At 36.5% G+C, this 25573-nt stretch carries 22 protein-coding genes; 15 read left to right on the top strand and 7 right to left on the bottom strand.

The features are described from left to right. Positions 1 to 44: 44 nt before the first annotated feature. The 9 genes from NBE98_RS06925 to NBE98_RS06885 all read left to right on the top strand — a co-directional run bounded on the left by NBE98_RS06925 (position 45) and on the right by NBE98_RS06885 (position 9833). Positions 45 to 845, top strand: a complete 801-nt coding sequence (locus tag NBE98_RS06925) for a class I fructose-bisphosphate aldolase (RefSeq protein WP_250814034.1) — start codon at positions 45 to 47, stop codon at positions 843 to 845. Positions 846 to 901: 56 nt separating this feature from the next. Beyond that, positions 902 to 1936 carry a zinc-dependent alcohol dehydrogenase gene (locus tag NBE98_RS06920; RefSeq protein ID WP_250814032.1) on the top strand — a complete coding sequence of 345 codons (1035 nt, stop codon included), beginning with the start codon at positions 902 to 904 and terminating at the stop codon, positions 1934 to 1936. Positions 1937 to 2164: 228 nt separating this feature from the next. After that, positions 2165 to 3505, top strand: a complete 1341-nt coding sequence (locus tag NBE98_RS06915) for an APC family permease (RefSeq protein WP_250814029.1) — start codon at positions 2165 to 2167, stop codon at positions 3503 to 3505. Positions 3506 to 3611: 106 nt separating this feature from the next. After that, positions 3612 to 4499, top strand: a complete 888-nt coding sequence (gene ribF, locus NBE98_RS06910; RefSeq protein ID WP_250814025.1) for a riboflavin biosynthesis protein RibF — start codon at positions 3612 to 3614, stop codon at positions 4497 to 4499. 40 nt (positions 4500 to 4539) lie between these two features. After that, positions 4540 to 6030 (top strand): aldehyde dehydrogenase family protein, encoded by a 1491-nt coding sequence (locus tag NBE98_RS06905; RefSeq protein WP_250814023.1) that lies wholly within the window; start codon positions 4540 to 4542, stop codon positions 6028 to 6030. Between the two features lie 62 nt (positions 6031 to 6092). Next, positions 6093 to 7409, top strand: a complete 1317-nt coding sequence (locus NBE98_RS06900) for a glycine/betaine/sarcosine/D-proline family reductase selenoprotein B (RefSeq protein ID WP_490016183.1) — start codon at positions 6093 to 6095, stop codon at positions 7407 to 7409. Between the two features lie 4 nt (positions 7410 to 7413). Continuing rightward, positions 7414 to 8724 (top strand): glycine/sarcosine/betaine reductase component B subunit, encoded by a 1311-nt coding sequence (locus NBE98_RS06895; RefSeq protein WP_250814021.1) that lies wholly within the window; start codon positions 7414 to 7416, stop codon positions 8722 to 8724. A 263-nt stretch (positions 8725 to 8987) separates the two neighbouring features. Then, positions 8988 to 9533, top strand: coding sequence for a ribonuclease domain-containing protein (locus tag NBE98_RS06890; protein ID WP_250814016.1), 546 nt, complete (start codon positions 8988 to 8990; stop codon positions 9531 to 9533). Between the two features lie 15 nt (positions 9534 to 9548). Continuing rightward, complete coding sequence (locus tag NBE98_RS06885; RefSeq protein ID WP_250814015.1) at positions 9549 to 9833, top strand: barstar family protein; 285 nt, start codon at positions 9549 to 9551, stop codon at positions 9831 to 9833. A 134-nt stretch (positions 9834 to 9967) separates the two neighbouring features. Here the strand turns inward: NBE98_RS06885 and NBE98_RS06880 are convergent, their stop codons facing one another. Then, entirely contained in the window at positions 9968 to 10996 is a 1029-nt protein-coding gene (locus NBE98_RS06880; protein WP_250814006.1) for a DUF2804 domain-containing protein, read from the bottom strand. A gap of 82 nt (positions 10997 to 11078) precedes the next feature. Continuing rightward, a complete protein-coding gene (locus tag NBE98_RS06875) occupies positions 11079 to 11939 on the bottom strand; it encodes an AraC family transcriptional regulator (RefSeq protein ID WP_250814004.1) in 861 nt (286 codons plus the stop codon). Positions 11940 to 12204: 265 nt separating this feature from the next. Between NBE98_RS06875 and gnpA the strand changes: the two genes are divergently transcribed. Next, positions 12205 to 14367, top strand: a complete 2163-nt coding sequence (gene gnpA, locus NBE98_RS06870; protein ID WP_250814000.1) for a 1,3-beta-galactosyl-N-acetylhexosamine phosphorylase — start codon at positions 12205 to 12207, stop codon at positions 14365 to 14367. Between the two features lie 123 nt (positions 14368 to 14490). Here the strand turns inward: gnpA and NBE98_RS06865 are convergent, their stop codons facing one another. From NBE98_RS06865 to NBE98_RS06845, 5 genes are all read right to left on the bottom strand, one after another. Further along, complete coding sequence (locus NBE98_RS06865; RefSeq protein ID WP_250813993.1) at positions 14491 to 15786, bottom strand: TldD/PmbA family protein; 1296 nt, start codon at positions 15784 to 15786, stop codon at positions 14491 to 14493. A 1-nt stretch (position 15787) separates the two neighbouring features. Beyond that, the gene (locus NBE98_RS06860; RefSeq protein ID WP_250817490.1) at positions 15788 to 17161 is read right to left on the bottom strand and encodes a TldD/PmbA family protein; all 1374 of its coding nucleotides are present in this window, start codon (positions 17159 to 17161) and stop codon (positions 15788 to 15790) included. A 410-nt stretch (positions 17162 to 17571) separates the two neighbouring features. Then, positions 17572 to 18447, bottom strand: a complete 876-nt coding sequence (locus NBE98_RS06855) for a sugar phosphate isomerase/epimerase family protein (RefSeq protein WP_250813990.1) — start codon at positions 18445 to 18447, stop codon at positions 17572 to 17574. 23 nt (positions 18448 to 18470) lie between these two features. Then, complete coding sequence (locus NBE98_RS06850; RefSeq protein WP_250813987.1) at positions 18471 to 19538, bottom strand: Gfo/Idh/MocA family protein; 1068 nt, start codon at positions 19536 to 19538, stop codon at positions 18471 to 18473. A gap of 27 nt (positions 19539 to 19565) precedes the next feature. After that, positions 19566 to 20408, bottom strand: coding sequence for a sugar phosphate isomerase/epimerase family protein (locus tag NBE98_RS06845; RefSeq protein WP_250813979.1), 843 nt, complete (start codon positions 20406 to 20408; stop codon positions 19566 to 19568). 192 nt (positions 20409 to 20600) lie between these two features. Here NBE98_RS06845 and NBE98_RS06840 point away from each other — a divergent pair, with 192 nt between their 5' ends. The 5 genes from NBE98_RS06840 to NBE98_RS06820 all read left to right on the top strand — a co-directional run bounded on the left by NBE98_RS06840 (position 20601) and on the right by NBE98_RS06820 (position 25514). Beyond that, a complete protein-coding gene (locus NBE98_RS06840; RefSeq protein ID WP_250813977.1) occupies positions 20601 to 21428 on the top strand; it encodes an AraC family transcriptional regulator in 828 nt (275 codons plus the stop codon). Between the two features lie 275 nt (positions 21429 to 21703). Then, on the top strand, positions 21704 to 22516 hold the full coding sequence (locus NBE98_RS06835) for an ABC transporter permease (RefSeq protein WP_250813975.1): 813 nt from the start codon (positions 21704 to 21706) through the stop codon (positions 22514 to 22516). A gap of 57 nt (positions 22517 to 22573) precedes the next feature. Then, positions 22574 to 23593 (top strand): ABC transporter ATP-binding protein, encoded by a 1020-nt coding sequence (locus NBE98_RS06830; RefSeq protein WP_250813973.1) that lies wholly within the window; start codon positions 22574 to 22576, stop codon positions 23591 to 23593. Positions 23594 to 23595: 2 nt separating this feature from the next. Next, a complete protein-coding gene (locus tag NBE98_RS06825) occupies positions 23596 to 24411 on the top strand; it encodes an ABC transporter permease (protein ID WP_250813971.1) in 816 nt (271 codons plus the stop codon). A 53-nt stretch (positions 24412 to 24464) separates the two neighbouring features. Further along, positions 24465 to 25514: an ArsR/SmtB family transcription factor gene (locus NBE98_RS06820; RefSeq protein WP_250813969.1), complete on the top strand. Its 1050-nt coding sequence runs from the start codon at positions 24465 to 24467 to the stop codon at positions 25512 to 25514. Positions 25515 to 25573 lie beyond the last annotated feature (59 nt).

Here is a 25573-nt window from a genome sequence, read left to right as displayed (position 1 = left end):
TTTACAGTCTATAATACATTTAAAAGAAAGGAAGTTGATTCAACATGGCAAACAAAGTACATCGTCTAAATCACGTATTCAGAGAGGATAAGAGAACATTTATCATGGCTATGGACCATGGAAACGGCTTTAATGTACTTCCTGCAATGAAGTATCCAGGAAAGATAATAAGCGAGGTAGCAAGAGCAGGAGCAGATGCATTTTTAGCAACAGTTGGACTTGCGGAAAAATTCGCTGATGATTTTCATGGCAAGGGCATTATTTTAAGACTTGACGGTGGTTCATCATTTTTAGGTTCTAAAGATAAGCCTCTTCAAGCTGTAGTAAATGTAGAAGATGCAATTAGGCTTGGAGCAGACTCCGTAATAAGTATGGGGTTTCCTGGCTCTAAGTGGGAAGATCAAACCTTAAAGAATTTATCTAGAAATATTCTTGACTGCAACAAATGGGGAATTCCTCTAACTGCAGAGATGCTTCCAAGAGGCTTTGAAGGCGGAGAAGATTCACGTACTCCAGCTAATATAACCTTTGTATGTCGCATGGGTGCGGAAATGGGGGCTGATATCATAAAGACTGAATATACTGGCGATCCTGAAAGTTTTAAGGAACTCTGTGAGAGTGTATATGTTCCGGTAGTTATATTAGGAGGCAGTAAAAAGGTATCAGAAGAAAAGCTTCTTACCGAGATTAAGGAAGCCCTTAGTGCAGGTGGAGCGGGAATCGCAATGGGGAGAAACATATGGAATCATGAGAATCCTGCTCGATATGCCAGTGCAATAGCTAGACTTATTCATGAAGACTGTAGCGTTGAATCAGCTTTAAAGGAATTAAATAAAAAATTCTAGGAGAATAAAATGAGGCGTGAAGACTGGTTATCTTTATGCTTTTACAGGAGGGTATTATGTCTAACACATATAGAGTTGCAATTATAACTGATGAGAAGAAAATAGAAATCACTGAAAAGGAACTTAAGCTGCCTGAAGGCAGCCAGGTTCTCATAAAGGTAGACAGCTGTGCTATTTGTACACTTGAGCAGAGGATATTTAACGGTGTTATGAAACGTTATCCTTTTGCTGGTGGTCACGAGGCTTCAGGTACAGTAGTTGCAGTTGGCAGCAAGGTAAAAAGTCTTAAGGCAGGAGATAAAGTTGCAGCAAGACTCTTAACAAGTTGTGGAGAATGTTATTACTGCAGAAGTGGACATGAAAATCAATGTGTTATATCCTTTATAGCGAATATCCATGAAGGAGTAGGAGGACCTGGTGGCTTTTCAGAATATATGATGATTGATGCAAAAGCTCTTTATAAGATGGCTGATGATTTGGATTTAACTTATGCAGCATTATCTGAACCATTAGCCTGCTGTGTACACAGCATTAACAATGCAGATATAGAACTTGGTGATGATGTAGTTGTTATAGGAGTTGGAATCATGGGAGCTTTTCATATTCAGCTGGCCAAACTTAAAGGTGCACGTGTTATAGCCTGTGAAGTTGATGAAGACAGATTGGAAATAGCAAGAAAAATGGGTGCAGATATCTTGATTAATTCTAAAGAAGTTAATGCAGCTGATAAGGTTAAAGAGTTTACAGATGGTAGGGGAGCTGATGTTGTATTCTGTACGGCTGCTATACCGCAATTAGCTGCAGATAGTATTCAAATGACTGGAAAGACAGGGCGCGTTATAATGTACTCTTCCTTCCATCCCAATAAGCCTGTTGAGTTAAACGTTAACAATGTGCATTCTACAGAAATGAATATTACGGGAGCTGTAAATGCAAACACACGTGATTTCTTAGCTGCGACAAGATTGCTTTCATACAAGATGATAGATCCATCACTGCTTGTTTCAGACATTGTGCCTCTTGAAAATATTGAATATGCTTTCGAGCAGGCAATAGATCCAAAAACCTATCGTATTATAGTTAAAATGTAGGCCGTTTCTTCATATTAGTATTGCCGGAACGAAAAAACTTTCGGCATACTTATTGAAGGAAGGAGTTGCTGAGCTGATATATAATGGAGTAAATTGGGGCTGAAAATAATTAGGTGATAAGCGCAGTAGAATGCGTTTACCAATATATTTATCCATGCAAATGACTTCGGGTGTCTGCTTCAAGGTAAAAACTGCAATCATAATAATAGTAAAAAGGGGAGAGGGGTTATGTCAAACAATCAAAACGGCAAACTAGGATTACTAGACAGTTCAACTATTCTTATCGGCGGTATGATAGGAAGCGCAATTTTTTCTCTTTCAGGTATGACAATTTTAAATGCTGGTCCTGCTTCAATTTTATCTTGGATTATTGCAGCTGTAATTTTATTTGCTTACGGTCTTCAAACAGCTGAACTTTCATCTATTTATCCGCGTTCAGGAGGCATATTTGTATTTCCAGCAAAGTCACTAGGCAAAAATGAAAGGCAAGGCAGAATATGGGGTTGGATTTCAGCTTGGGCGTATCTTTTTGGGTGCTGGGCAGGAGCTGCTTTTTCAGCAATTTATGTAAGTATTTATCTTGGTGTTGGTTTCCCAGCTCTAGGAAAATATCAAATACCTCTTGCTATAGCTGCAGTTGTTGTGTGTGGATTACTAAACCTGGTGAATATATCTATTACAGGTAAAGCTAATACAATACTTACAATCGGTCTTGCTGCCACAATGCTTATATTTATTGTTATTGCGTTGTTCAGTGGCAAATGGGATGCAGGAATGCTAAGTCCATTCTTTACTCAGGGGGTTGAAGGTACGTGGGGATTCATGAGTGCTATTCCAATTGCGATGGTAGCTTATGGCTCAATAGTAGCTGTTGCATTTATGGTAGGAGAGATTAAAGATCCTAACAAGACAGTTCCTAAAGCTATGACAATAGCTATGGTTGTTGTTGTTACACTTTATATTCTAGTTATACTTTCAGTATTAGGACTTATTTCCTCGCAGTTCTTGCAAAAAAATCCTGGCATGGCTTATATCCCGCTATATGCTGCTGCATTTACAAAACTGCAGGCTATTCCATGGTTAGCAAAGCTTATATCAATATCAGCTGTTTTGGCACTCATAACAACAATTCTTGTAGTTATGACTTTATCAGCTCGTGCTCTTCAAGCATCTGCTGAAAGCGGAATTCTACCTAAGTTCCTTGCGAAGAACAATGAAAAAACAGGTGTTCCAGTAAATGCTCAAATAATTGTCATACTTATTGTTGGAATAATTTCTGCGTTTCCAAGCTTTACTAATTTAATCGTAAATCTTGGTTCTTTATGTAATGCAGTAGTAGTTGCAATAGTTTGTTTAACTGTTGTTGCGGCTCGCAAGAAAAATCCATCGGCACAAGGCTTTAAAGCTCCTGGTGGGAACATTCTTCCTGTTATAACTTTAATCGTTATCATAGCTGCATATATTCCTGGCATTCTTAGTGGAGGCTGGAAGCTTTGGGCGTGGACAGCTGGATACTTCTTAATTGGCATGATTATTTACTTTATTAGCACAAGAAAACTAGATTCATAAAATTTATATATTATTGGTATTCATCTCATAAATATAACCCTTTCATTCTGCCATGCAGTCAAACTGCATGGCGGAATTATTAAGTAAAGAAAAGGAGTCGATTACTGTGAGATATATTAGCGGAAATGATTTCATTATGAAAAACACCTGCGTTGCTTTCGGTAGCTTTGATGGTGTGCATACTGGACACCATGCAGTAATAAATAGATTAATTGATGCATCAAAAGAGAGACTTACTTCTGTTGTTTTAAGCTTTGAATATGATGAATCACTGCTCAAGGATAGAAAAGTTCTCTCTACCGAAGAAGAAAAGCAATATCTTTTAAGCAAGAATGGTCCCGAGGTTATGATTTCATATAAAATTAGTGAGGAAAATAAAGATATTTCAATTGAGCAATTTATTAAAGATATTTTACTTGATAAGTTAGGGGCGCAGGTTATTGTTGCAGGAGAGAACGATAGTAATATTTGTGTGCTGAGAGAATGTGCACAAAGATATGAGTATAAGCTTGTTGAGTGCGGTACTGTATTAACCGATGATGAGCCTGTAACATCGAGGCGTATTATAAAGGAGCTTGAAGAGGGAAATCTTCAAAAAGCAAATGAATTGCTCGGACATCCATACCTTCTCATGGGTAAGGTTATGCATGGTAAGGCTCTTGGCAGAACCGTTGGCATGCCAACAGCTAATCTAGGGTATGGCGAGCATAAGCAGCTGCCCACATATGGAGTTTATGGAACGCTTTCTGAAATTGAGGGTGAAAAAGTAAAAGGTCTTACCAACATTGGAAAGAGGCCATCTGTTGATAACTATAATTATGTCACAATAGAAGCTTTTCTTCTTGATTTCTCAGGAGACTTATATGATAAGACAATAACTCTTGAAACTCATGTATTTATCAGAGGAGTTAAAAAATTTAATAATCTTGATGAGGTTAAAGCGCAAGTTAATAATGATATAGAATCAATTAGAGCTTATTTAGATGGAATATAAAAGTCAATTTTAAATTATATGTTCAAATGGGGGGATGGCATTGAATCCGTTATTATATGTAAGAAAAGAGCCCTATAAGCTGTATATTAATGGTGAATTTACAGCGTCTGAATCAGGTAAAACTTTCGATATTATAAATCCAGTAAATAATGAACCGTTTGCAAAAGCTTATAAAGGCGGTACTGAAGATGTGCAAAAGGCCATACTTGCTGCACGCAAAGCCTATGATGAAGGTCCATGGGGGAGGATGTCAGCAAAAGAAAGAAGTAAACTACTTATTAAAGCTGGACAAATCCTTTCTAAAAGGGTTGAAGAGTTTGCAGTAATTGAAACGTTGGAATGTGGAAAACTTTTTATGAGTGCACTATATTATGAAGCACAGATGAGTATTGATGCCTTTGAGTACTTTGCAGGCAAAGCTCGCTGCCTTGAGGGTAAAGTGGTTCCTTCTGAGGTCGGGCACTTAAACTACGTACTGTGGCAGCCTTGTGGAGTAGTTGGAGAAATTCTTCCTTGGAATGGTCCCATGATGATGGGGTGTCAAAAGGTATGTGCCATACTTGCTGCAGGCAATACTGTTGTTATTAAGCCATCATCCTGGGCTTCACTGAGCATGCTTCTAATTGCTGAAGTTTTTCATGAAGCTGGATTCCCACCAGGTGTTGTAAATGTTGTTACTGGTTCTGGTAGCGAAGTAGGAGATGAACTAGTAAAAAGTCCTCTAGTAGATATGGTATCCATGACTGGAGGAACAGAGGTAGGAAAACAGATTATAGGCAGATCTAAGGATACAGTAAAGGATATTGCATTGGAGCTTGGAGGAAAAAGCCCAAACATAGTTTTTGATGATGTCAATATAGATGAGGTTGTTAAATGGGCAAGAGCCGGCTTTACTTTAAATTCTGGTCAAGTGTGTGTATCCGGTACAAGATTGATACTTCACAAAAATATATATGAAGAGTTTATAACAAAACTAAAAGTAGAATGTGAGAAATTTATACCTGGCAATGGATTTGATTATGAAAAGGGTGTAAATTTCAGTACTTTGATTTCAAAAGAACACGCAAATAATGTTTGGAGTTATATTGAAAAAGGCAAATTAGAAGGTGCAAGGTTAGTCATGGGTGGAAAACCATATATTGATGATGAACTTTCAAAAGGTAATTTTGTGCCTCCCACAATCTTTACAGATGTAACGCAAGATATGACAATATTCCAAGAAGAAATATTTGGACCAGTCTTATGTATAACACCTTTTGAGACAGAGGAAGAGGCTATTCAAATTGCTAATTCCACGAAATATGGATTGGCTGGTGCCGTATTCTCTACAAATATTAAACGAGCTTTAAGAGTAGCGGAGAAGATAAATGGAGGACAAATTTACGTTAATACGTATTTCAGCAAGGGTATGATAGAATCTCCTGGCACTGGATGGAAGGAAAGCGGAATAGGTGTGGCAGGTATTTATAAATATATGATATCAAAGACAGTTTTTATTGACATGATTGATGACAGTGCACCACCTATGTAAGTTTGCCATAGTCTAAATAGCGTAATTGAAAGGAGAGATTTTTTTTGTCAGTACTTAAAGCAGTGCATTATATAAATCAGTTTTATGCAGGCCTTGGCGGTGAAGCTATGGCAGATACAGGTCTATGCGTTTTGGAAGAAAAGAAAGGACCAGCAATTGGATTAGAAAAGCTTTGGAAAGGCGAGATGGAAATAGTAAAAATAATCGCATGTGGAGACAATTATATTAATAATGATGAAAACTTCCAAAGTATCCTTCCACATATTAAAGAGATTATAGAAAAGGAAAAGCCTGATGTGTTTATTGCTGGACCGGCATTTAATGCAGGACGTTACGGAGTAGCTTGTGCAAAGATATGTGATTATGTTAGAAAGGAATTTAGTATACCAAGTGTAACGGCAATGTGGCATGAAAATCCTGCTGTAGCTATGTATGTGCAAGACAATTATATTGTAGCAACTACCGAAACAGCTGCAGGTATGTCAAAATCTCTGCCTGCCTTGGCAAAGCTTTCTCTAAAGCTTGCAAGGCAAGAACTCATAGGACCAGCGAGGCTTGAAGGGTATATTAGGACCGGGCATAGATACAATGAATACCATGAAAAAGCGGGTGCTGAAAGAGTAGTTGATATTTTAATAAAAAAGCTTAATAATAAGCCATACACTACTGAGGTACCTTTGAGAGGATTTGAGAAGATTGCTCCTGCTGCAAAGCTTGAAAATCTCGAAAACGCAGCAATTGCACTTATCACAACAGGTGGACTTGTACCTGTAGGGAATCCCGACAAGATAAAACAGGCATTTGCAGTTACTTATGGAAGATATGATGTGGAAGGAATTGAATCGCTCAATAAAGGAGTATATGAGTCAATTCATGGAGGATATGATACTACCTTTGCCACAGCTGACCCCAATCGCCTTATTCCCTTAGACGAAATGAGAGTTCTAGAGAAGGAAGGAATAATAGGAACAGTATATAGATATTTCTTTACGACCTGTGGTGTAGGGACTAATATTGAAAGCAGCAAGGCTATGGGAAGAAATATAGCAGCTGAATTGAGAGAGGCTGGTGTAAGTGCTGCTATTTTAACTTCTACCTGAGGAACTTGCACACGTTGCGGCGCAACGATATCAAAAGAAATAGACAGGGCAGGAATTCCTAATGCACACATAACAGCTTTTACGTCAATAGCTTTTAATGTAGGAGCAAACAGAATTATATTCGGAGGAGATTTTACTTCTCCAGTAGGTAATCCTGCTCTCCCTCTTGAAAGAGAAAAGGTATTTAGGCGAAAAATTTTGGAAAAGGCATTAGAAGCAATAACAAATGATATACAAGGCCCTACTATATTTGAAGTTGATGAAAGCAGGGAGGGGTAGAGGAATGCAGCTTATAAGACAGTATTTTAATATAAAGGATGTATTATGGGGAGATAGAACCTTCCTATTAAATGGTATTCTCACTATTTGCAAGCAGGATTTAAAAGACCATGTCAGAAATCTTTTCAAGGCTGTTGAGGATGTTGATTTTGAAATCGTGAAGCCGGGAGAAAATACCCGTATTATACATCTTCTTGATACTCTTCAGCCTATGTATAAAATAGAAGGAAGCGGTATTCAGTATTCAGGTTTTTTCGGAAGCCCAATTACAGTTGGGGAAGGCACTACAAATCTTCTCAGGGGTTTTAGTGTTATGGAAAGTGCAGCACTGCCCTGGGAAGAGTCAAGCGCAAGCAGTGGGCTTCTCTACCCGAGAGATGCTATTATGGATATGTCAGGGCCTATATCTGGTTTTACGCCTTTTAGTGAAACCATTAATCTTGTTATTTTATATAAGCTTACAAAGGATAAATCATCTATAGAGTATGATAATGATATACGGCTTATTGGAATAAAGATATCTAGCTATTTAGCATCCCTGACAAAAGATATGCTGCCAGACGAAAAAATCTATTATACAATTGATGACATCAATCCAGAACTTCCGAGCGTTGTTCTTGTATGGCAGTGTCAAAATCAGGGACCATACGCAAACACATTTTTATACGGTCAAAGTATCGACAATCTTGTGCCTACATTGCTGCATCCCAATGAACTTTTAGATGGCTGCGTTGTAAGCGGAAACTATGTATGGCCGGCCTTTAAGGTGCCAACTTACCTCCATGTAAATCACCCTATAGTTATGGAATTGTTTAAAAGTCACGGTAAAACTTTGAATTTCCGTGGAGTAATATTCTGCCGCAGTCATAATCCAAGCAACTGGCATAAGGAGAGATGCGCCAACTTCAATGTAAAGCTGGCAAAGTATCTAAATGCGGACGGGCTTATTATGGCATGGGAAGGCGGAGGCAATGCTGCAGTTGATGGCATGCTTACTATTCAATGCGCAGAGAAAAAAGGCATAAAAGCCTCTGCTATAACCTTCGAGTTTGGTGGAGTTGACGGAACAGAAGGAATACTTCTAGTTGATGATGTTCCAGAAGCTGATGCTATTATAAGTGGTGGTTCTATCGAAAAGCATTATAGGCTTCCACAGGTTACCAGAGTGGTTGGAGGAGATGTTCTAAGACTTGATAAGGAATCAGGTGGATATTTCCCACCTTCTGATGATGAAATAGAGTTTGACAACACCACCCATCTTTATTTATCTGGAAATCAATCGGGATACAGCAAGCTTTTTGCTGAATCTTACTAAAACATTAAAAAACTCATTGCTCTACTCTTTGGAAAGACTTGAGTTTTAGAAAATAGTTTATTCAAGAAATATTGCAGAGAAAATATAAACACCATGATTTCAATAATGAATATAGTTGATATAAGAAGGTGCTGCGGATTTTATAGTCTGCAGCACCTTACTTTGTCTAGTAGCTATAGCATGCTATAATTGTATTACCCATTGCAAATGCATACTAATATAAGGTCTGAAAAGGTTAAAAGACAATAGAGAGGAGAATATAAATGCAAAAAAACAATAAATGGAGCCATTGGCTAATAAAAATACTTACGTTTTTATTTTTAATAACCTTATCAGGATGTCAAACAACTAAAATAGCAACACAGCCGCAGACACCAAATACAAATGTTTCTGTTCCTAAAGAGTCAACATCTGTAAGTGAAGCTCAAAAGGAACAGCCAACAAATAAAACGGAATCAGCTGCGGTTCAAGTAAAGAAGGGACAAAATTATTCAACTAAGGATGAAGTAGCTGCCTATATTCATGAGTTCAAGGAGCTTCCACCAAATTTTATTACGAAGAAAGAAGCTGAAAAGCTGGGTTGGGATAATTCAAAGGGAAACCTTTGGAAGGTAACGGACAAAAGGTCTATTGGTGGAGATACTTATGGCAATTTTGAAGGGCTTCTGCCTAAAGCAAATGGACGTAGGTACTATGAATGTGATATCAATTATAAGGGTGGCTATCGAGGAGCAGAAAGAATAGTTTATTCTAATGATGGTCTCATTTTCTATACTAATGACCATTATAAAAGCTTTAAGAAGCTTTAATAGGGAGGCGCTAAAATGAAAGAAATTCTTTTAAATGGGGATAAAATGCTTAACAAAGCTTCAACTCATGCTTATTTAAAACAAGAATTAGCTTTGCCTGATTATTATGGTGAAAATTTGGATGCCCTGTGGGATTGTCTAACAACAGATTTTTCCCCTAAAAAAATTATTATCTGTAAGCCAGAGGCTATACTAGAGCAGCTAGAAGATTACGGAGAAGCTATAATTAATCTATTTGAGCAGGCTGCAGAAGAAAATGAAAACATAAAGGTGTATATAGAAAGGGACAATGGTATCTAAGACCATTGTCCTTTTTTAGGCTTTATATAAATACTTGAGGGATACAAATATATTCTAATTATTGAAGGTGTTTTGTATAGCACAAACAATTTTTAGCTCTGCTTAAACTTTACTGTATATGTTTATGAGATACTCTACCACTTGTTTACAACTTTTTCTGCGAAGCCAAGAAAATTTTTAACCTGTATTTCTTCTCCGTTATCTAATACAACTCTTCCAGTAAACAATCCAAAAATTTGATGTTGAAGAGATTTTAAAACTAGTATATTTGTGTTTGAATTTCTATCAATGATTGGTTGAAAATCCATTTCAAATCTATTATCACTGCTTGTAAATTTCCAAGGTTTTAAATAATCATCCTCTGGAATATGAAATTTAACATCTGCTAGCTTGTGAGCCTTGTTATCGTAGAACACTACATTCTCAGTTGCCTTGTTATTATCGCCAAAGCCATATCCAATATTAAAGCCAAAAGGGATATTGGATATGGACCCTGAGGCAGAGCCCCAATACCAAGTGTTTGAATATGTCCAAACGCCTCTTCCCCAGTCTAAAACTCCAAAGGAATTTTTGCGTTCAAATAATACTTTCTCATCCCCAAAATAAAGTTCTCCAGAAGCATCCATGCAATTTATCTTATGATTATAATAAAAGGCTTTTTTATCCTTGTTAAATGGAGTTGCAATAACCATCGTATCCATAGCATCAGGCTGGTGAAGTGTTATTTCGCCTTTTAAATTAAAACCTTTATGAAAATATGGGCAGTCCACTTTCAAAATTCTGCTAGTGTTGTCCTTTTCAAAGCTTATATAAAGGCCATCTTGAGTTACACTGATGTTTCCGGATTTTGAAGTCTCGGGCATATTATAATTTCCATTAGTCAAAGCTTTTATTTTAGTTTTTGTTACTTGCATTGGTTTATTTAAGTCAAGATAGGTTGCGGAGAGAAGTCCCATATAGCTGTTATCTGCAATAGTTAGAGCAATAGCTTTTTTAGTTTCATGATTTATAATGCAGTAGTAATCCCACTCCTTTATGCGAAATTTATTTGCTCTAATCGCACTTCTTTTATAGTCAAGTATCAAATCTCTTGCCCAGCCTGGATTAGTCAGCGAACCTTCTTCAGTTAAAAGAGGACCTTTCTCTAATATCTCATTTTGCATACTTTAAAACCCCCATATATTTATCAAAGTTATCTATACTTTAATTGTAATGCAATTCTGATATTTTTAAGAACTATGTTTTTTAGCTCTGTATTTTTTTATCAGTATATTGTTTTTTATATTTAGTTGGACTTATCCCTACTCTTTCTTTAAACACTTGATTAAAATAGGACTGGCTATTAAAACCAGAGACTTTGATGATTTGATCTATAGAGTAGTCAGTGGTTTCAAGTAAAAGCTTTGCTACGGATATTCGTTTGCTGATTAGATACTCAATAGGAGACACTCCCATAAACTTTTTAAAGACCCGTACTAAGTAGTATTTACTCATATGAGTAATTGAAGCTAGATAATCAAGATTTAAATCTGAGGAGTAATGAACATCTATATAGTTTTTTATATAATTACATTCCTTGGTAGTCTTTTTTTCAGCTGAAATTACTAGGTCGGATTTTATTCGCCTTTTTACATTTAAAATCAACACTTCTAAAAGGTTTTGACATATCACCTCGTAGTGTTCATTTTTGTTTTCAACTTCATAGAGAAGATTGTTCATATAAGACAACATTTCATGCCTATATCTGCTGTAATTGTGTATGCTGAAAGAGCCGTGGTTTTTTAAATCCTCTTCATTAATAGCTTCAGCTAAGGATATGCCGTCAACTCCAACAACTATATATTCTAAGGGACTAGAATCTTTAGAGGATTCTGTGTGAGCTACGTGAGGGTTTACTATAACTAAATCATCCTCTTTTACAGTAAATATCTTATCTTCTATCCTGAAGCTGCCGCGCCCGCTTACAACATAAAAAAGCTCGGTGAAGGAATGGGTGTGCATTATGCTGTGCCAGTCATAATCATATTTTGATTTTGAAATATAAAGAAACTTAATGTTAATTCTGTTTACGTCGCTATGCTTAAATTCAAATAAACTACTTGACATAGGTTTACCTCACAATAGTTATTATAATTTAATTATATTGCTTTATTATAAATAAACGCAAGATATATAAAAATGATAGCAACATAATTATAGTAAAGGTTTTTCAGCTATCTTATAATTAGCATATAAAAGATAAAGTAGATTAGATTTAAGAAAATAAGCAAGCTATAAAGCTATGACAGATGTAATTGATGTGCAGGTTTAAGGGACAAGACACTGGAACAACGACAAACAAATATGTGTAACTGATAACAAGGAGGATAATATGAGCAGAGAATACAAAAATGGGCAAGTTACTATACCAACAGATATGGATGTAGTGCCTCAGACTTTAGAATTAATGAAAAAATGGGGAGCTGACGCTGTTCGTGATTGCGATGGAACAGAATTTCCACAGGAATTGAAGGATACAGGAGCTAAAATTTACTCCACTTATTATACAACACGTAAAGACAACAAATGGGCAAAAGCAAATCTTGATGAAGTTCAACAGATGTATCTTATGACGCCTTTTTACACAGCAGTGGAAGAAAAACTTGAAATCCATCTAATGAAGGGTCTATATCCAGATATGCTAGAAGTTAATGCAAAAGATTATAGACGATGGTGGGAAGTTATAGATAGGACAACGGGAGAAGCAGTAGAGACAAGCCGATGGGAATACGATGAGAAAAAAGGTAATGTAGTAATAAGCTCAATACCTTTCCATGACTATACGGTAAGCTTTCTAGCATATATTATGTGGGACCCAGTTCACATGTATAATGCTGTTGTGAATGATTGGAAGGATGTAGAACATCAGATAACCTTTGATGTGAGACAACCTAAAACACATGAATTTACAATGAAACGTCTTAGAAAATTTATCGAAGACCACCCTTATGTAAATGTAATTAGATACACTACGTTTTTCCATCAATTTACTTTGGTTTTTGATGAACTTGCAAGAGAAAAATTTGTAGACTGGTACGGCTATTCAGCTTCCGTAAGTCCATATATTTTAGAGCAATTTGAAAAGGAAGTAGGCTACAAATTTAGACCAGAATATATAATTGACCAAGGCTATCATAATAATCAGTATAGAGTGCCAAGTAAGGAGTTCAAGGATTTCCAAGCTTTCCAAAGAAGAGAAGTTGCAAAAATAGTAAAAGAAATGGTAGCCATCACTCATGAATATGGAAAAGAAGCAATGATGTTTTTAGGTGACCATTGGATTGGGACAGAGCCTTTCATGGAAGAGTTTACAAGCATGGGCTTAGATGCTGTAGTAGGTAGTGTAGGTAATGGTTCTACTTTGCGTCTAATAAGTGATATACCAGGTGTTAAATATACAGAAGGACGTTTTCTTCCTTATTTCTTCCCAGATACCTTCCACGAAGGCGGAGACCCTGTAAAGGAAGCTAAAGTAAACTGGGTTACAGCAAGAAGAGCAATTTTACGTAAGCCAATTGATCGTATAGGTTATGGCGGATATCTAAAGCTTGCTTGTGATTTTCCTGAGTTTATAGATTATGTAGAAAGTGTGTGCAATGAGTTCCGTGAGCTTTATGAAAATATTAAAGGCACCACACCACATTGTGTAAAAACTGTAGCAGTATTAAACAGCTGGGGAAAAATGCGTGCTTGGGGAGCTCATATGGTTCACCATGCTTTATATCAAAAGCAAAATTACAGCTATGCTGGAATTATAGAAGCTTTATCAGGAGCACCTTTTGATATGAAATTTATTAGCTTTGATGATATAAAATCAAATTCAGACTGCCTAAATGATATAGATGTAGTTATTAATGTAGGCGATGCTGATACAGCTCATACAGGAGGAAATGTATGGGAAGATGCTGATATCGTAGCTTCTATAAACAGATTTGTTTATAACGGCGGAGGCTTTATAGGAGTTGGAGAGCCTAGTGGTCACCAGCATCAAGGCCGTTTTATACAGCTAAGAAGCGTATTAGGCATAGAAAAAGAAAATGGATTTACTCTTAACTACGATAAGTACAACTGGGAAGAACATAAGAATCATTTTATTTTAGAAGACTGCACTAAGGCTGTAGATTTTGGAGAAGGTAAAAAGAATATCTATGCTTTAGAAGGAACCAACATACTTTGCCAAAGAGAAAAGGAAGTTCAAATGGCAGTGACAGAGTTTGGCAAGGGAAGAGGAGTATATATAAGCGGCCTTCCATATAGCTTTGAAAATAGCCGTATCTTATATCGAAGCATTCTATGGAGTACTCATGATGAAGCAAACCTTAAAAAATGGTTCAGCACAAACTTCAATATAGAAGTACATGCTTATGTAGATAACGGCAAATATTGTGTTGTTAATAACACCTATGAGCCTCAGTCAACTGTAGTTTATACTGGAGATGGAAAGAGCTTTTCATTAGATATGCAGGCTAATGAAATTAGATGGTATGAAATATAGGACGAGACTTCTATAGTTTTTATGATTGCTGAATAAATTTATTTATATATCAACTTAATTAAAGATGCAGATAGGTTTGCAAATTACAAATCTATCTGCTTTTTTATAGGTGTTAATATACTTTTATTTCCCTGAAATTGTTGCACCTGAAATACAGACATATGGCAGTATAGTGTAACCATTGTCTATTCTTTCTTTTGAAATTCCTTTTATATTATTGAAAGCCTCATAGAGATTTCCGGAAACCATTGTTTCACTTATAGGGTATTTGATTTCTCCATTTTCGATATAATAGCTGTTCTTGGCAACTCCTGAGAAGTCGCCATTGGAGCTTGGCTGCCCTCCTGAGAACCTTGAAAGCACTATACCTTTTTCAACACCTTTAATGATATCAGTAAAGTTCTCTGTTCCAGGATCTATGACATAACATTGTCCAGCATTCTTTGCTCTTTCTCGGTTTGTTTTCTTTGCTCCATACTGGCTAAGCATAAAGCTCTTTAGAATTCCTTTTTCGATTATTGCTATATTTTCAGCTTCAAAGCCGTCTCCAGTTACATGATAGCCATCGCTTATTTCTTTTGAAACAGGCCTTGAATAGATTGAGAGTAATTCACTTGCAACCTTTTCGTTTAGTTTATCTTTAAGTATGCTTGTTCCAGATATTAAAGAACCATCACTGAGGAAAATATCAATATATTCATTAATCAAATCGCTGAGGCAGTCCGGAGTTATGATAATATCTCCCTGGAACTTTCCTTCTAAAACCTCTGTATTTAGTTGCTCTACAGACTGCTTTAAAAGAGTCTTGACACTCGCGCAGTCCATCAAGTCTTTTTCTAGCTTAAGCATTGAAGCACCGCTGTAATTAAAGGAGGAACTCTTGTCACCTTCTTTTGCAGCAAACATTGATCCGAAGTTGTATATACCTTTGCTCTCTTTAAAATCCACGCCGTTGGAGTTGACTAAATACATAACGCCAGCATCAAAGGACATAGTGGTATCCATAAGATTTATAACTGGATAAGCTTCTTTAACAGCTGCAATATATCCTTTTAAAAGGCTATACATTCTATCCATGTCAGGCTCGCTGTCTCCTGTAGAAAATTCCTTTGAAGCTTGATAAGGAGCTATATCATAAGCCTCATCAGCATCTGAGTTTAAACATAATTCAAAAACGTTTTTAATAGCTGCCTTTATAGATTCTTCATCAGTTTTATTTATTGAAATGATACCTTTTTTATTATCTTTGATTACTGTAAGGCTTAAGGAAGTATCCAAGGTTGTACGAAGCAGTGAGATTGCTCCGCTTTCTACATTCATTTCATATTTTTTATTTTTGTGTAGAAGACATTGAGCTTTATCAGCTCCATTATTTTTAAGAGAGTTTAGACAGTAGTTTACTATTTCTCTATCATGCATTTTATCTACCCCCTATATTAACTTTGCACTTAAGGGCAGGTCCGCCCATACCTACAGTTATAGGTTGCTTCTTGCCGCACATTCCACCATTTAGCCAAATCATATCATCAGATACCATAGTTACGCTCTTTAATACATCGAAGGCGATTCCCGAGATTGTGGTATCCTTTATAGCTCTTCCAAGCTTGCCGTTTTTTATTTCATAGCCTAATACAATTCCAAACATAAACTCGCTGGTAGTATCAGCCTGGCCATTGTTTGTACTCATAAGGTAATAACCATCTTCTATAGATGCAATCATATCCGAAAGCTTGCTCTTTCCGGGAAGAATCGCAGTGTTTCTCATTCTTATAAGCGGCTCATCATTAAACTGGAAAGCTCTTGCATTGCCTTTTGGAATATCTCCAAAGTGTCTGGCAGTTTCTTTATTGTGCATAAATCCCTTAAGTATGCCGTTCTCTATTATAACAACATCCTCTGCCGTTACCCCTTCATCATCCATGAATATAGGGACAGGACATATATTTCCCTCGTAGGTATGAGCATAGTCTACAAGACTAATCAATGGGCTTGCCACTTGCTTATTTAGATTGCTTCCTGCTACAGAGCCACCAAGTACTAAATCTGCTTCAGTAGTATGACCTATAGCTTCATGGGCAAGAATTCCTGCAAGATTTGCATGAAGCACACACTCTTTTAATCCAGCCTCAGCATATACACCTTCACTTTTATCAATTAAATGCTCATATAGGATGTCAATTTTATTGTATAAATCCTTAGGAGAAAGGAATACATCTTCAAATTGGCCCAGGCCTCCAAAAACCTCATAAAGGCTTATAGGCTCTCCATTCTTGTCTACAGTCATACTAACTATAAAGTTTGTACGAGGTAGAAGAGTGTATAGGTGAGCGCCATCTGAGGTTATAAGAGATCTCTCCATATCAAGACAACGTAAGCTAACAACTCTCTCGCTTAGATTTGGATACTTGGAAGCTATATATGTATCAACTTCCCTTATGAAATTCATAATCTCTTGTTGTAATAATCTACTTTTTTGTGTGCCTAAGTTCTTTTCAAAGGAGCCGGCAGTTCTGTTAAAGAAAGGCTTGTTCCTTTTTTCCCTTGAGTCTAGAAAAACTGCATTTTCGCTAGCTGACTTAATAACAGCCTTTATAGCTTCTTCAGAAGCTTCACTGCTTGAGGCAAAACCCCAGGAGCCATTCTTATAAGCTCTGGCGCTTATACCATTGGTAATATTCTTAGCATTGCCAACCAAATTTCCGTTTAGGAAGGTTATGTTAAGAGAGCTATTCTCCTGAATCCTAAGCTCAGTATATTGAGATATAAAGCTTGAATATTGATCTAGATTTTTCATTATCAAAGTTAATTCCCCCCTTGTATTCCTTTCTTGTACGTAAGAATTAATAATTGTTGCATCCTTTCCAATACAAATATTATATCATTTTACAATAATTAGGCAAACAGTATAGAGTAGTATATTGGTTATTTTGGCATGATAAACATATTAATTTACAAAAATCTCTTATACCTTATTGACAATATACAAGCACCTCTTTATAATACCCGTGCTCCAATATATGGGCTCTTTTGGTTAACTAAATAGCTAATCAAAGTATACGAGAGGGAATTATAAAAAAGAAAGGACAGTTGCATATTATTGGCTTTTGATAAAACCAATAATATATAACTGTCCTAACTGTGATAAATTTAATCGAGTAGCAGAGATTGTCAGAGTTAATGTCAATCTCTGCTGCAACATTTAAATTATTCTATCTCAGTAAGGTATCTCCTCAAGTTTTCAAGTCCAATTGACAAAGCCATTATTGGTTCTTCCATGCCCTCAAATTCAATTGCAATATAGCTGTCGTAGCCTGCTTTCTTTAATGCAGTAAGGCAATGGCGTACAGGAACATCACCATGGCCGATGATGGCACCTCTTAGGTAATTTCCATTTCTTGATTTGAAGAAGCCTTGACCGGGATTTGGTCCCATACAGCTTTTTACATGGAAATCCTTTGCGTGGGCATAAAAGGCGTAAGGAGCAACTCTGCCAACGGCTATGGCTGGGTCTTCGTCTGCGCACAGGAAGTTGCCCATATCTACAAGTAAGCCAAAGTTTTCATGAGCCACAGCGTTCACAAGTTTTTCAACTCTTTCGCTGTCCTGGCTGAAGAAACCATGATTTTCAACTGTTGTCCTTATACCTTTAGCAGCGGCATACTCTGTTACTTGGCGGCAGGCATCTGCAAGTATCGGAAGTGCATCCTCAAAACCCCTATATTTTCTTAAGTTTTGCGGATAGCCGTAAGTTGCATCGTGTCTCACAATTTTTGCCCCTAAAGCCTCTGCTATATCTATCATTCCTTTTACTCTTGAAATCTCTGCATTTACATCACCGTTGCTGCCTGTGAGGAAATCTGCACCAAAGGTAAAGCTAGATATAGGCATATTCAATAGCGCAGCCTCATCACGAAGCTTTTTTGCATATTCCATGGGAGAAGAATCATCATGTGGGCGAATGCTTTCAATTTCTATGGCATCAAAGCCCATTTCTTTTGCTTTACTTATACAGTCAAGCTGTGTTAAAACACCTTTGTTTATAAGCTGAATGTAGCTGTAGGTACTTACTGAAACTTTCATTAACTGAATACCTCCGTCATTCTTTAATTATTAATAACTACTTCATGCCCAGTCCTTGCGGATTCATAAACTGCATCAAGTATGGTCATAAGCTCAATTCCATCCTGAGCAGGGGCCATGCAAGTTATTCCATCCTTTACGCAGGAGACGAAGTGATTGATTTCTTTTTCAAACAGGCCGTTAAAATCCAGATCAGTTTTGGTGCATAACTGAACATTGGACATATAATTATTTATATTCGAGTATATTTCAAGAGATGGATCCAGCTTGGCACCTGCTTTGGTACCAAACAATTCAATCTTGCCTTCATCTTTTTTCAGGTTCAAACTGAAGCTTGCTTCTATGTGAAGTACTGCACCGTTGTCAAAGCGGATCATAGCACTAGCTAAATCCTCAACATCACAAATGTCATTGTCAGTTTTTGAAGCGGCAGAGTAGCCTATAGAGTCCTTAACATCCTTTCTGTCAAATAACTTTTGAAAGGTAGCGCCATAAACAGATACAGGCTTCGGATTTCCAAACAAATACCTTACCAAATCGATAACGTGTACTCCAAGGTCGATTAATGGACCTCCTCCTGAGCGGGACTTATCACCAAACCATCCTCCAGGATTCCCTTTTCTTCTTAAGTAGGTAGCTTTGGCATAATATAAATCGCCGAAATAACCATTGTCTATAAAATCCTGCAGAATTGCACAGTCATTACCGAAGCGTCTAACAAAACCAATCATTAAAAGCTTGCCATTTTTTTCAGCAGCGGCATTCATTTCTCTAGCCTCTTTTGCAGAGGTAGCCATTGGTTTTTCACATAATACGTGCTTGCCAGCGTTAAGTGCTGCGATGGTGCAAGGGGCATGCTGTGAGTTCCAGGTGCATACGCTGACTGCATCAATTTCTTCAAGCTTTAACATTTCATGCATATCAGTAAAGGTTCTTGTAACTCCATACTTTTCAGCCATAGTCTTTAAGCGTTCTTCATTGATATCACAAAAGGCATAAAGTTCAACATTAGGGTTTTTACTGTATGCCTGCAAATGAGTATTGGATATACTTCCTGTCCCTATAATACCTATTTTAATCTTCTTATCCATGCTTTTCACTCCTGTTACTTTATATATTTATCTCATATGAGCTTTTAAAAAATCTACAGCAAGCTTGATATCAGCTTCAGGTTTGTCTCCAACTTCACGTTCGATTGTTAGGAAACCCTTGTATCCAATTTCATCAAGGGCTTTTAAATAGTTTTTAAAGTCCACATCCCCTTTGCCCAGAGGCAGTTCAATAAAGGCTTGACCGGATTTAATTTCATCTTCAATAATGCCGTATATAATCTCCGGATCCTTTACCAAAAGACGTCTGCCATCCTTTGCATGAGTATGAACAATATAATCCTTAAGGGTATAAACTGCAGCTACAGGGTCATCACCTGTTACCATTACAAGGTTTGCAGGGTCCAGATTTACTGCAACACCCTTTGAGTTTAGGCTGTCAAGAAAGCCTTTTAGTACTGCAGCAGTTTCAGGACCTGTCTCAACAGCAAAGTGTGCTTGAAGGCTGTCTGCATAACTGGCAAGCTCAAAGCAAGCTTCCTGCATAATTTTGTACCTGTCGTGATCTGAATCCTGTGGAATAACTCCTATATGCGTAGTAACAACATCGGTGCCTAATTCTTTAGCAAGGTGAAGAATTTTCTTTGACTGCTCAATTAAATGCGGATTTTTCTCAGCATTTCCAAAGCCATGGCCAAGGTCTCCGCAAAGAGCTGCTATTGTAAGTCCATGGGATTTGATAATATCAACAAATTCTTTTTTCTTAGCCGCTGTCAGATTATCAGGAGACATTTCTCCATAGGTAGAATACACTTGAATGCCTTGTGCACCAACCTCTGCAGCTTTTTTTATTGCAGAGGGAATGTCGGTTCTAAACGATTCCAAAATGACGCCGATTGAAAAATTGGACATGATAAAATCTCCCTTAAATTATATTTTTGTTAAGGTCTTTTTAAATATGAAATATACTAAAAAGATTGCTGTTAAATTTGGTTAAATTGACCATCAACTATTTTAATTATATAATGTTAGTAATAAATGTATAGGAAACATTTTGCCTTGAATTAACATTATATTGCTTTTTTTCACTAAGGGGGTGGGCGCTTGCATGCTTTTTACGAGAATCATGTTCATGAAGATTTGGAATTTCCATTTATATTCCATTTAGATACTTTAACACAAAACGGCAGTGATTTTCAAATGCACTGGCACGAGAATCTTGAACTGCTGTACTTTATTGAGGGCAGTGCAATAGTAGCCTGTGATGCCAAACAGCATACTGCCAATACAGGTGATATTGCAGTAGTTAACTTAAACAATCTTCACTGGATTAAGCCGATTACTCCAAAGTGCAGGTATTATTGCCTGATAGTTGACAAGTCGTTCACCGACAGCTTTGACCTTTTTATTAGTGATATTATCTTGAAAAATATAATAAATGATAGCCTTGCAAGAGAGTATTTTGATGTAATTATTCAAGAAATGCTTAATGAGCGTCAGTATTATAAAACTGCTGTAAAATCAACTATTATACATTTATTGGTACATATGTGTCGAAATTATGCAGTACGTGGAAATGTTCTGGAAGAAAGGAGAAAAGGCGAAAATAAGATTGAAAGAATTAAGGCATCAATCAGCTATATAAGAAAGCACTATACAGAGAAATTATCAATAGATGAAATCTGTCATAATATCGGCTATAGCAAATACTATTTTTGTCGTGAGTTTAAGGAAATTACCGGAAAAACTGTAGTGGATTATATTAATTCTCTTCGGTGCAGCTATGCCAGGATACTGTTGGTATCAGCCAAGTATAATGTAGGTGAATGTGCTGATGCCACTGGTTTTAACAATCTGTCTTATTTTTGCAAGACTTATAAGAAGTATATGGGAATGTCACCCTCTGAACAGATCCGTGAAAATAAATTGTAATAAATAGTACCTTCCGTTGCTAGCCTTATTTTAATGAAAATAATCATTAGTCATATATGTGCTGTGAAAGTTTTTCTAGATATCAAAGAACATGCGTGATTTTAACACTATTATTAAACATAATCCAAAACAAAAAGTATGCTTTAAAATTAGCATGCTTTTTATTTTTATCCTTATTGACAAATACCACCCCCCTCTTTATAATACCCCTGACCTAAAATAAGGATACTTTTGGTTAACCAAACAGCTAATCAAATTGAAAAGGGGGAATTATAATGAATTTCAAAATCCTAAAGGCAACCTTTAAAAGAAACTTCATTATGCAGCTGAGAGCCTATCCAAAGGATTTCTTCATTGGAAACACACTAACAGGCATCTACACAGTGCTTTCAGCTTATTTCATGTATCAGCTTTTGTTTAAGGGGAATCTCGATGCCAGCTTTAAAGCTTACTCAGGGACAGGAGATTATATGAGCTATGTCATAGTTGGTACTGCTCTTTATCTGTTTGCTGTAAGAACCTGCCTTAACGTTAGCAGAAGTCTTATAACAGAATTGAGGGAAGGTACCCTGGATAGCTTGATGATTGCACCATTTAACAGAGTTCAATACCTTTGCGGCAACATGCTTCAGCAGACTATAACCACAAGCCTTGAAATCATGGTTATGGTGATTATAAGTCTATTCTTTGGAGCGAATTTTTCCCAGGTTAATCTGCTTTCTTTTATTCTAGGCTTTATAACTTCAATGTTTGCTTATTTTTCATTATCTTTAGTACTTGCAGTAATAATGCTTTATTTTAGAGACACCTATATATCTCAAAACACCCTGTTTGCACTTATGTTTTTAGTCTGTGGGGTTACCTTCCCAGTTGAGTATCTGCCAGTGCCTCTTAGATATCTAGGAACGTTTATACCGGTGACTACTTCCTTTGAAATTATGAGAAACAGCACTATAAGAGGAATGGGAATATTAGGACAGGCAAACTCATTCTTATATCTTATATTTATAAGCACAATATATTGCATTTTAGGCTTTGTGCTGCTTAAAAGGGTAGAAAAAATAGTACTAGAAAAAATATTTGCATAGGGGCGCAACAATTAATAATTGTTGCGTGCACATTAGGAATACAGGAGGGAAAAGTTAATGTTAATTGCGGAAAATCTAAAAAAAGTTTATATACAAAAAACTAAAAAGGGGTTCTTTAAAGCTGACAAAAATACTGTAGAAGCAGTAAAGGGGATTAATTTTAAGATAAACGAAGGGCAAATCGTTGGCCTTCTAGGGATAAATGGAGCAGGAAAAACCACAACTATAAAGATGCTTTCGACTCTTCTAACACCCACAGAAGGAAAAATTACTGTAGATGGCATAGATGCAGTGAAAAACTCTACAGTGGTAAAGAAGAAAATAAACATGGTAGCCGGCGGAGAGAGAATGATTTATTGGAGGCTTACGGGAAGAGAAAATCTTTGGTATTATGGGCAGCTTTATAACCTTGAATACAAGGAGCTTGACAGGAGAATTGACTACTTGATGGAGCTGGTTGGACTTGAGGAAAGTCAGCATATTCCTGTTGAAAGGTATTCAAAGGGTATGAAGCAAAGACTTCAAATAGCCAGAGGTTTAATAAATAATCCAAGCTATATTTTTATGGATGAGCCAACCTTAGGGCTTGATGCTGCTATTGCAAAGGAGCTTAGGGAACATGTAAAGAGAATAGCCTATGCCGAAGGAAAATCCATACTTCTAACCTCACACTATATGCCAGAGGTTGAAGAACTTTGTGAATATATTTATATCATGGACAAAGGCCTTATAATTGCAGAAGGTACACCAAAGAAACTTGCCTTAATGGGAATGGAAGAAAAGGTGCTTTGCATGGAAACCTATATCATTAATAATAATCTCAATGAAGAAATCTTTAAGATATGCGGAAATATTGAGGGCTGCAATATAGAAATAGACGAGAAGAATATGCTTTATACCTTTAAATCAAAGGAAGACTTAAGCAATGAAATCGCAAGTCTATTAATAAAGCACAAAATGCCTATAAAGAGCTTCTATACAAAAGAGCCAAGGCTAGAGGACGCTATTATTAAGCTGTCAAAGGGCGTAAGGATTAATAATCCTTGCGTACAAAAAAGGAATGCAGAGGGGGCTTAACCATGAGATATTTTTTTAAGGTTGTAAAAGCTGAAATGGTGAAGCAGCACAAAAACTATTTTCATAATAAATCAATATATATTTCCTTATTCCTATGGCCTATGCTTGTATTTTTATCAACCTATTACGGCTACAAGCCTTTTAATATGGACAGGATAAGAAACCATATATCCTACCTAAACAGCTCAAATGTTATTTTATTTGTACTTATAGGCTATGTTTCCATGAGCTTTTTCAGATCTCTTGTTCAATCAGCCTGGAGATTTTCCTCAGAGAGAATTTTTGGCACTCTTGAACTTATTTATCTGACTCCAGGAAACAGGCTTGCTTTTGTACTTGGCAACGCTATTTCCTCTGTGTTTGAAAGTGTGTGGCTTTTTGTAGTTTTTTCTGGAGTTATTTTAATCCTAAAGGGAAAAGCTTTTAATGCTAACATAGTTTCAACTCTACTTGGAACTTTGCTTGTAATAGTACTTTCCTTGCTATGGGGAATGTTTTTAAATTCACTATTTTTGTATTCCAGAGATTCGGGATTTCTTTTTACAATACTTGAGGAGCCTATGGAAATCTTTGCTGGAGTTAAAGTTCCAACAGCTGTATTCCCATTATGGGCAAAAGGCATAAGCTGTGTTTTTCCTTTAACCTATGCTGCAGAGTTTTTAAGAAGAGCTTTATTAAACTCAGAAAGTATTTATGCTTTAAGATACTTTATTCTATCAAGCGTCCTTATAGGAATTATAATGCTGTCCTTAACTATCTTCTTTCTTAAGATAGGTGAGGCTCATGCAAAGAAAACAGGGAGCATGTCTTTGTTTTAGCAGAGGTATGTTATAATAATTCTAAAAGTGCAATTTGCAAAAGGAAGATGTCTATGAAGCTTTATGAATACAATGAATCTAACTGGCAGGTGGAATTTATATATTCACCTTACTTTGAAATGCTCTGCAGTCTTCATGTTATAGCAAAGCCTGAGCATCATTTAAGCAGGCTTAATTGGTATAGAGAAATTCGAGAAAGAATGGACCCAGAACTATATGAGGAAATAATGTACTTTGGAAGCAATTATTACGAGTGGCTCACAGCTATGGATTTTAAAAAGGTTATCTATGGAGTGAATGACCTGGATGTTATTGCTTCACTGGACTGTATAGCCGAAATGGATAATGTGGATTTTATTTTCGCAATGTTAAGAGGAAATTTAAGCAGAGAAGAGATTGGAAGGTGTATTAATAAAGCTTCCTATAAAGGTGATTCTACAAAAATAAGCGAAGTGCAGGCGAGAATTTTTAACAACCCTGAGGGGTTTAAGAGGAGGTTTATTGCCTGCCTAAAAAAATATTATTATCTTTATTTTGAAAGGGAGCTTAGGTTTATTGAACCTCTACTTGTTAGAAAGCTTAAAAAGGAGGCGGCCCTATGCGAGGATATAGGCATAAAGGAGTATGTCCCCAAAATTCATACTAGAATTGAAGTTACTAACAAGGCTTTTCTTTTCCATAAGTATACTTTGTTTACTGTGCCCTTTGACTCTATAAACAAAATATATATAGCTATAAGCAGCTTTATTGACCCGCATATGCTTATAGATGTAGATGATGGTCAGAGCATTCAGCTTACTATAAGAGTGAACCTAGAGAAAACTGCCGAGGAAGTGCCCCTGGATTTATTTATTACAATGAAGGCTTTAGGAGATGAGACAAGACTTAAAATACTAAGATGCATATATAAGAAAATTAACAGCACCCAAGCCATAGCAAAGGATTTAGGCATAACAGAGGCAGGAGTGTCAAAGCATCTGAAGCTTATGTACGAGGCAGGAATTCTTCGCAAGAAGAGAGATGGAAATTACATTCATTATATAATTGAAAGAGAAATCATAGACAGAATCCCTATGGATATTTATCAATATTTGGACAGCTAGAAAAGATAAATTATATTTAATTAAAAACGAGAGCGTACATAACAAAGCTTATGTACGCT

The sequence above is a fragment of the Clostridium swellfunianum genome (assembly GCF_023656515.1).
GTDB classification, from domain to species: Bacteria; Bacillota; Clostridia; order Clostridiales; family Clostridiaceae; genus Clostridium_AT; species Clostridium_AT swellfunianum.
This window is presented reverse-complemented; position numbering and strand designations above follow the sequence as displayed.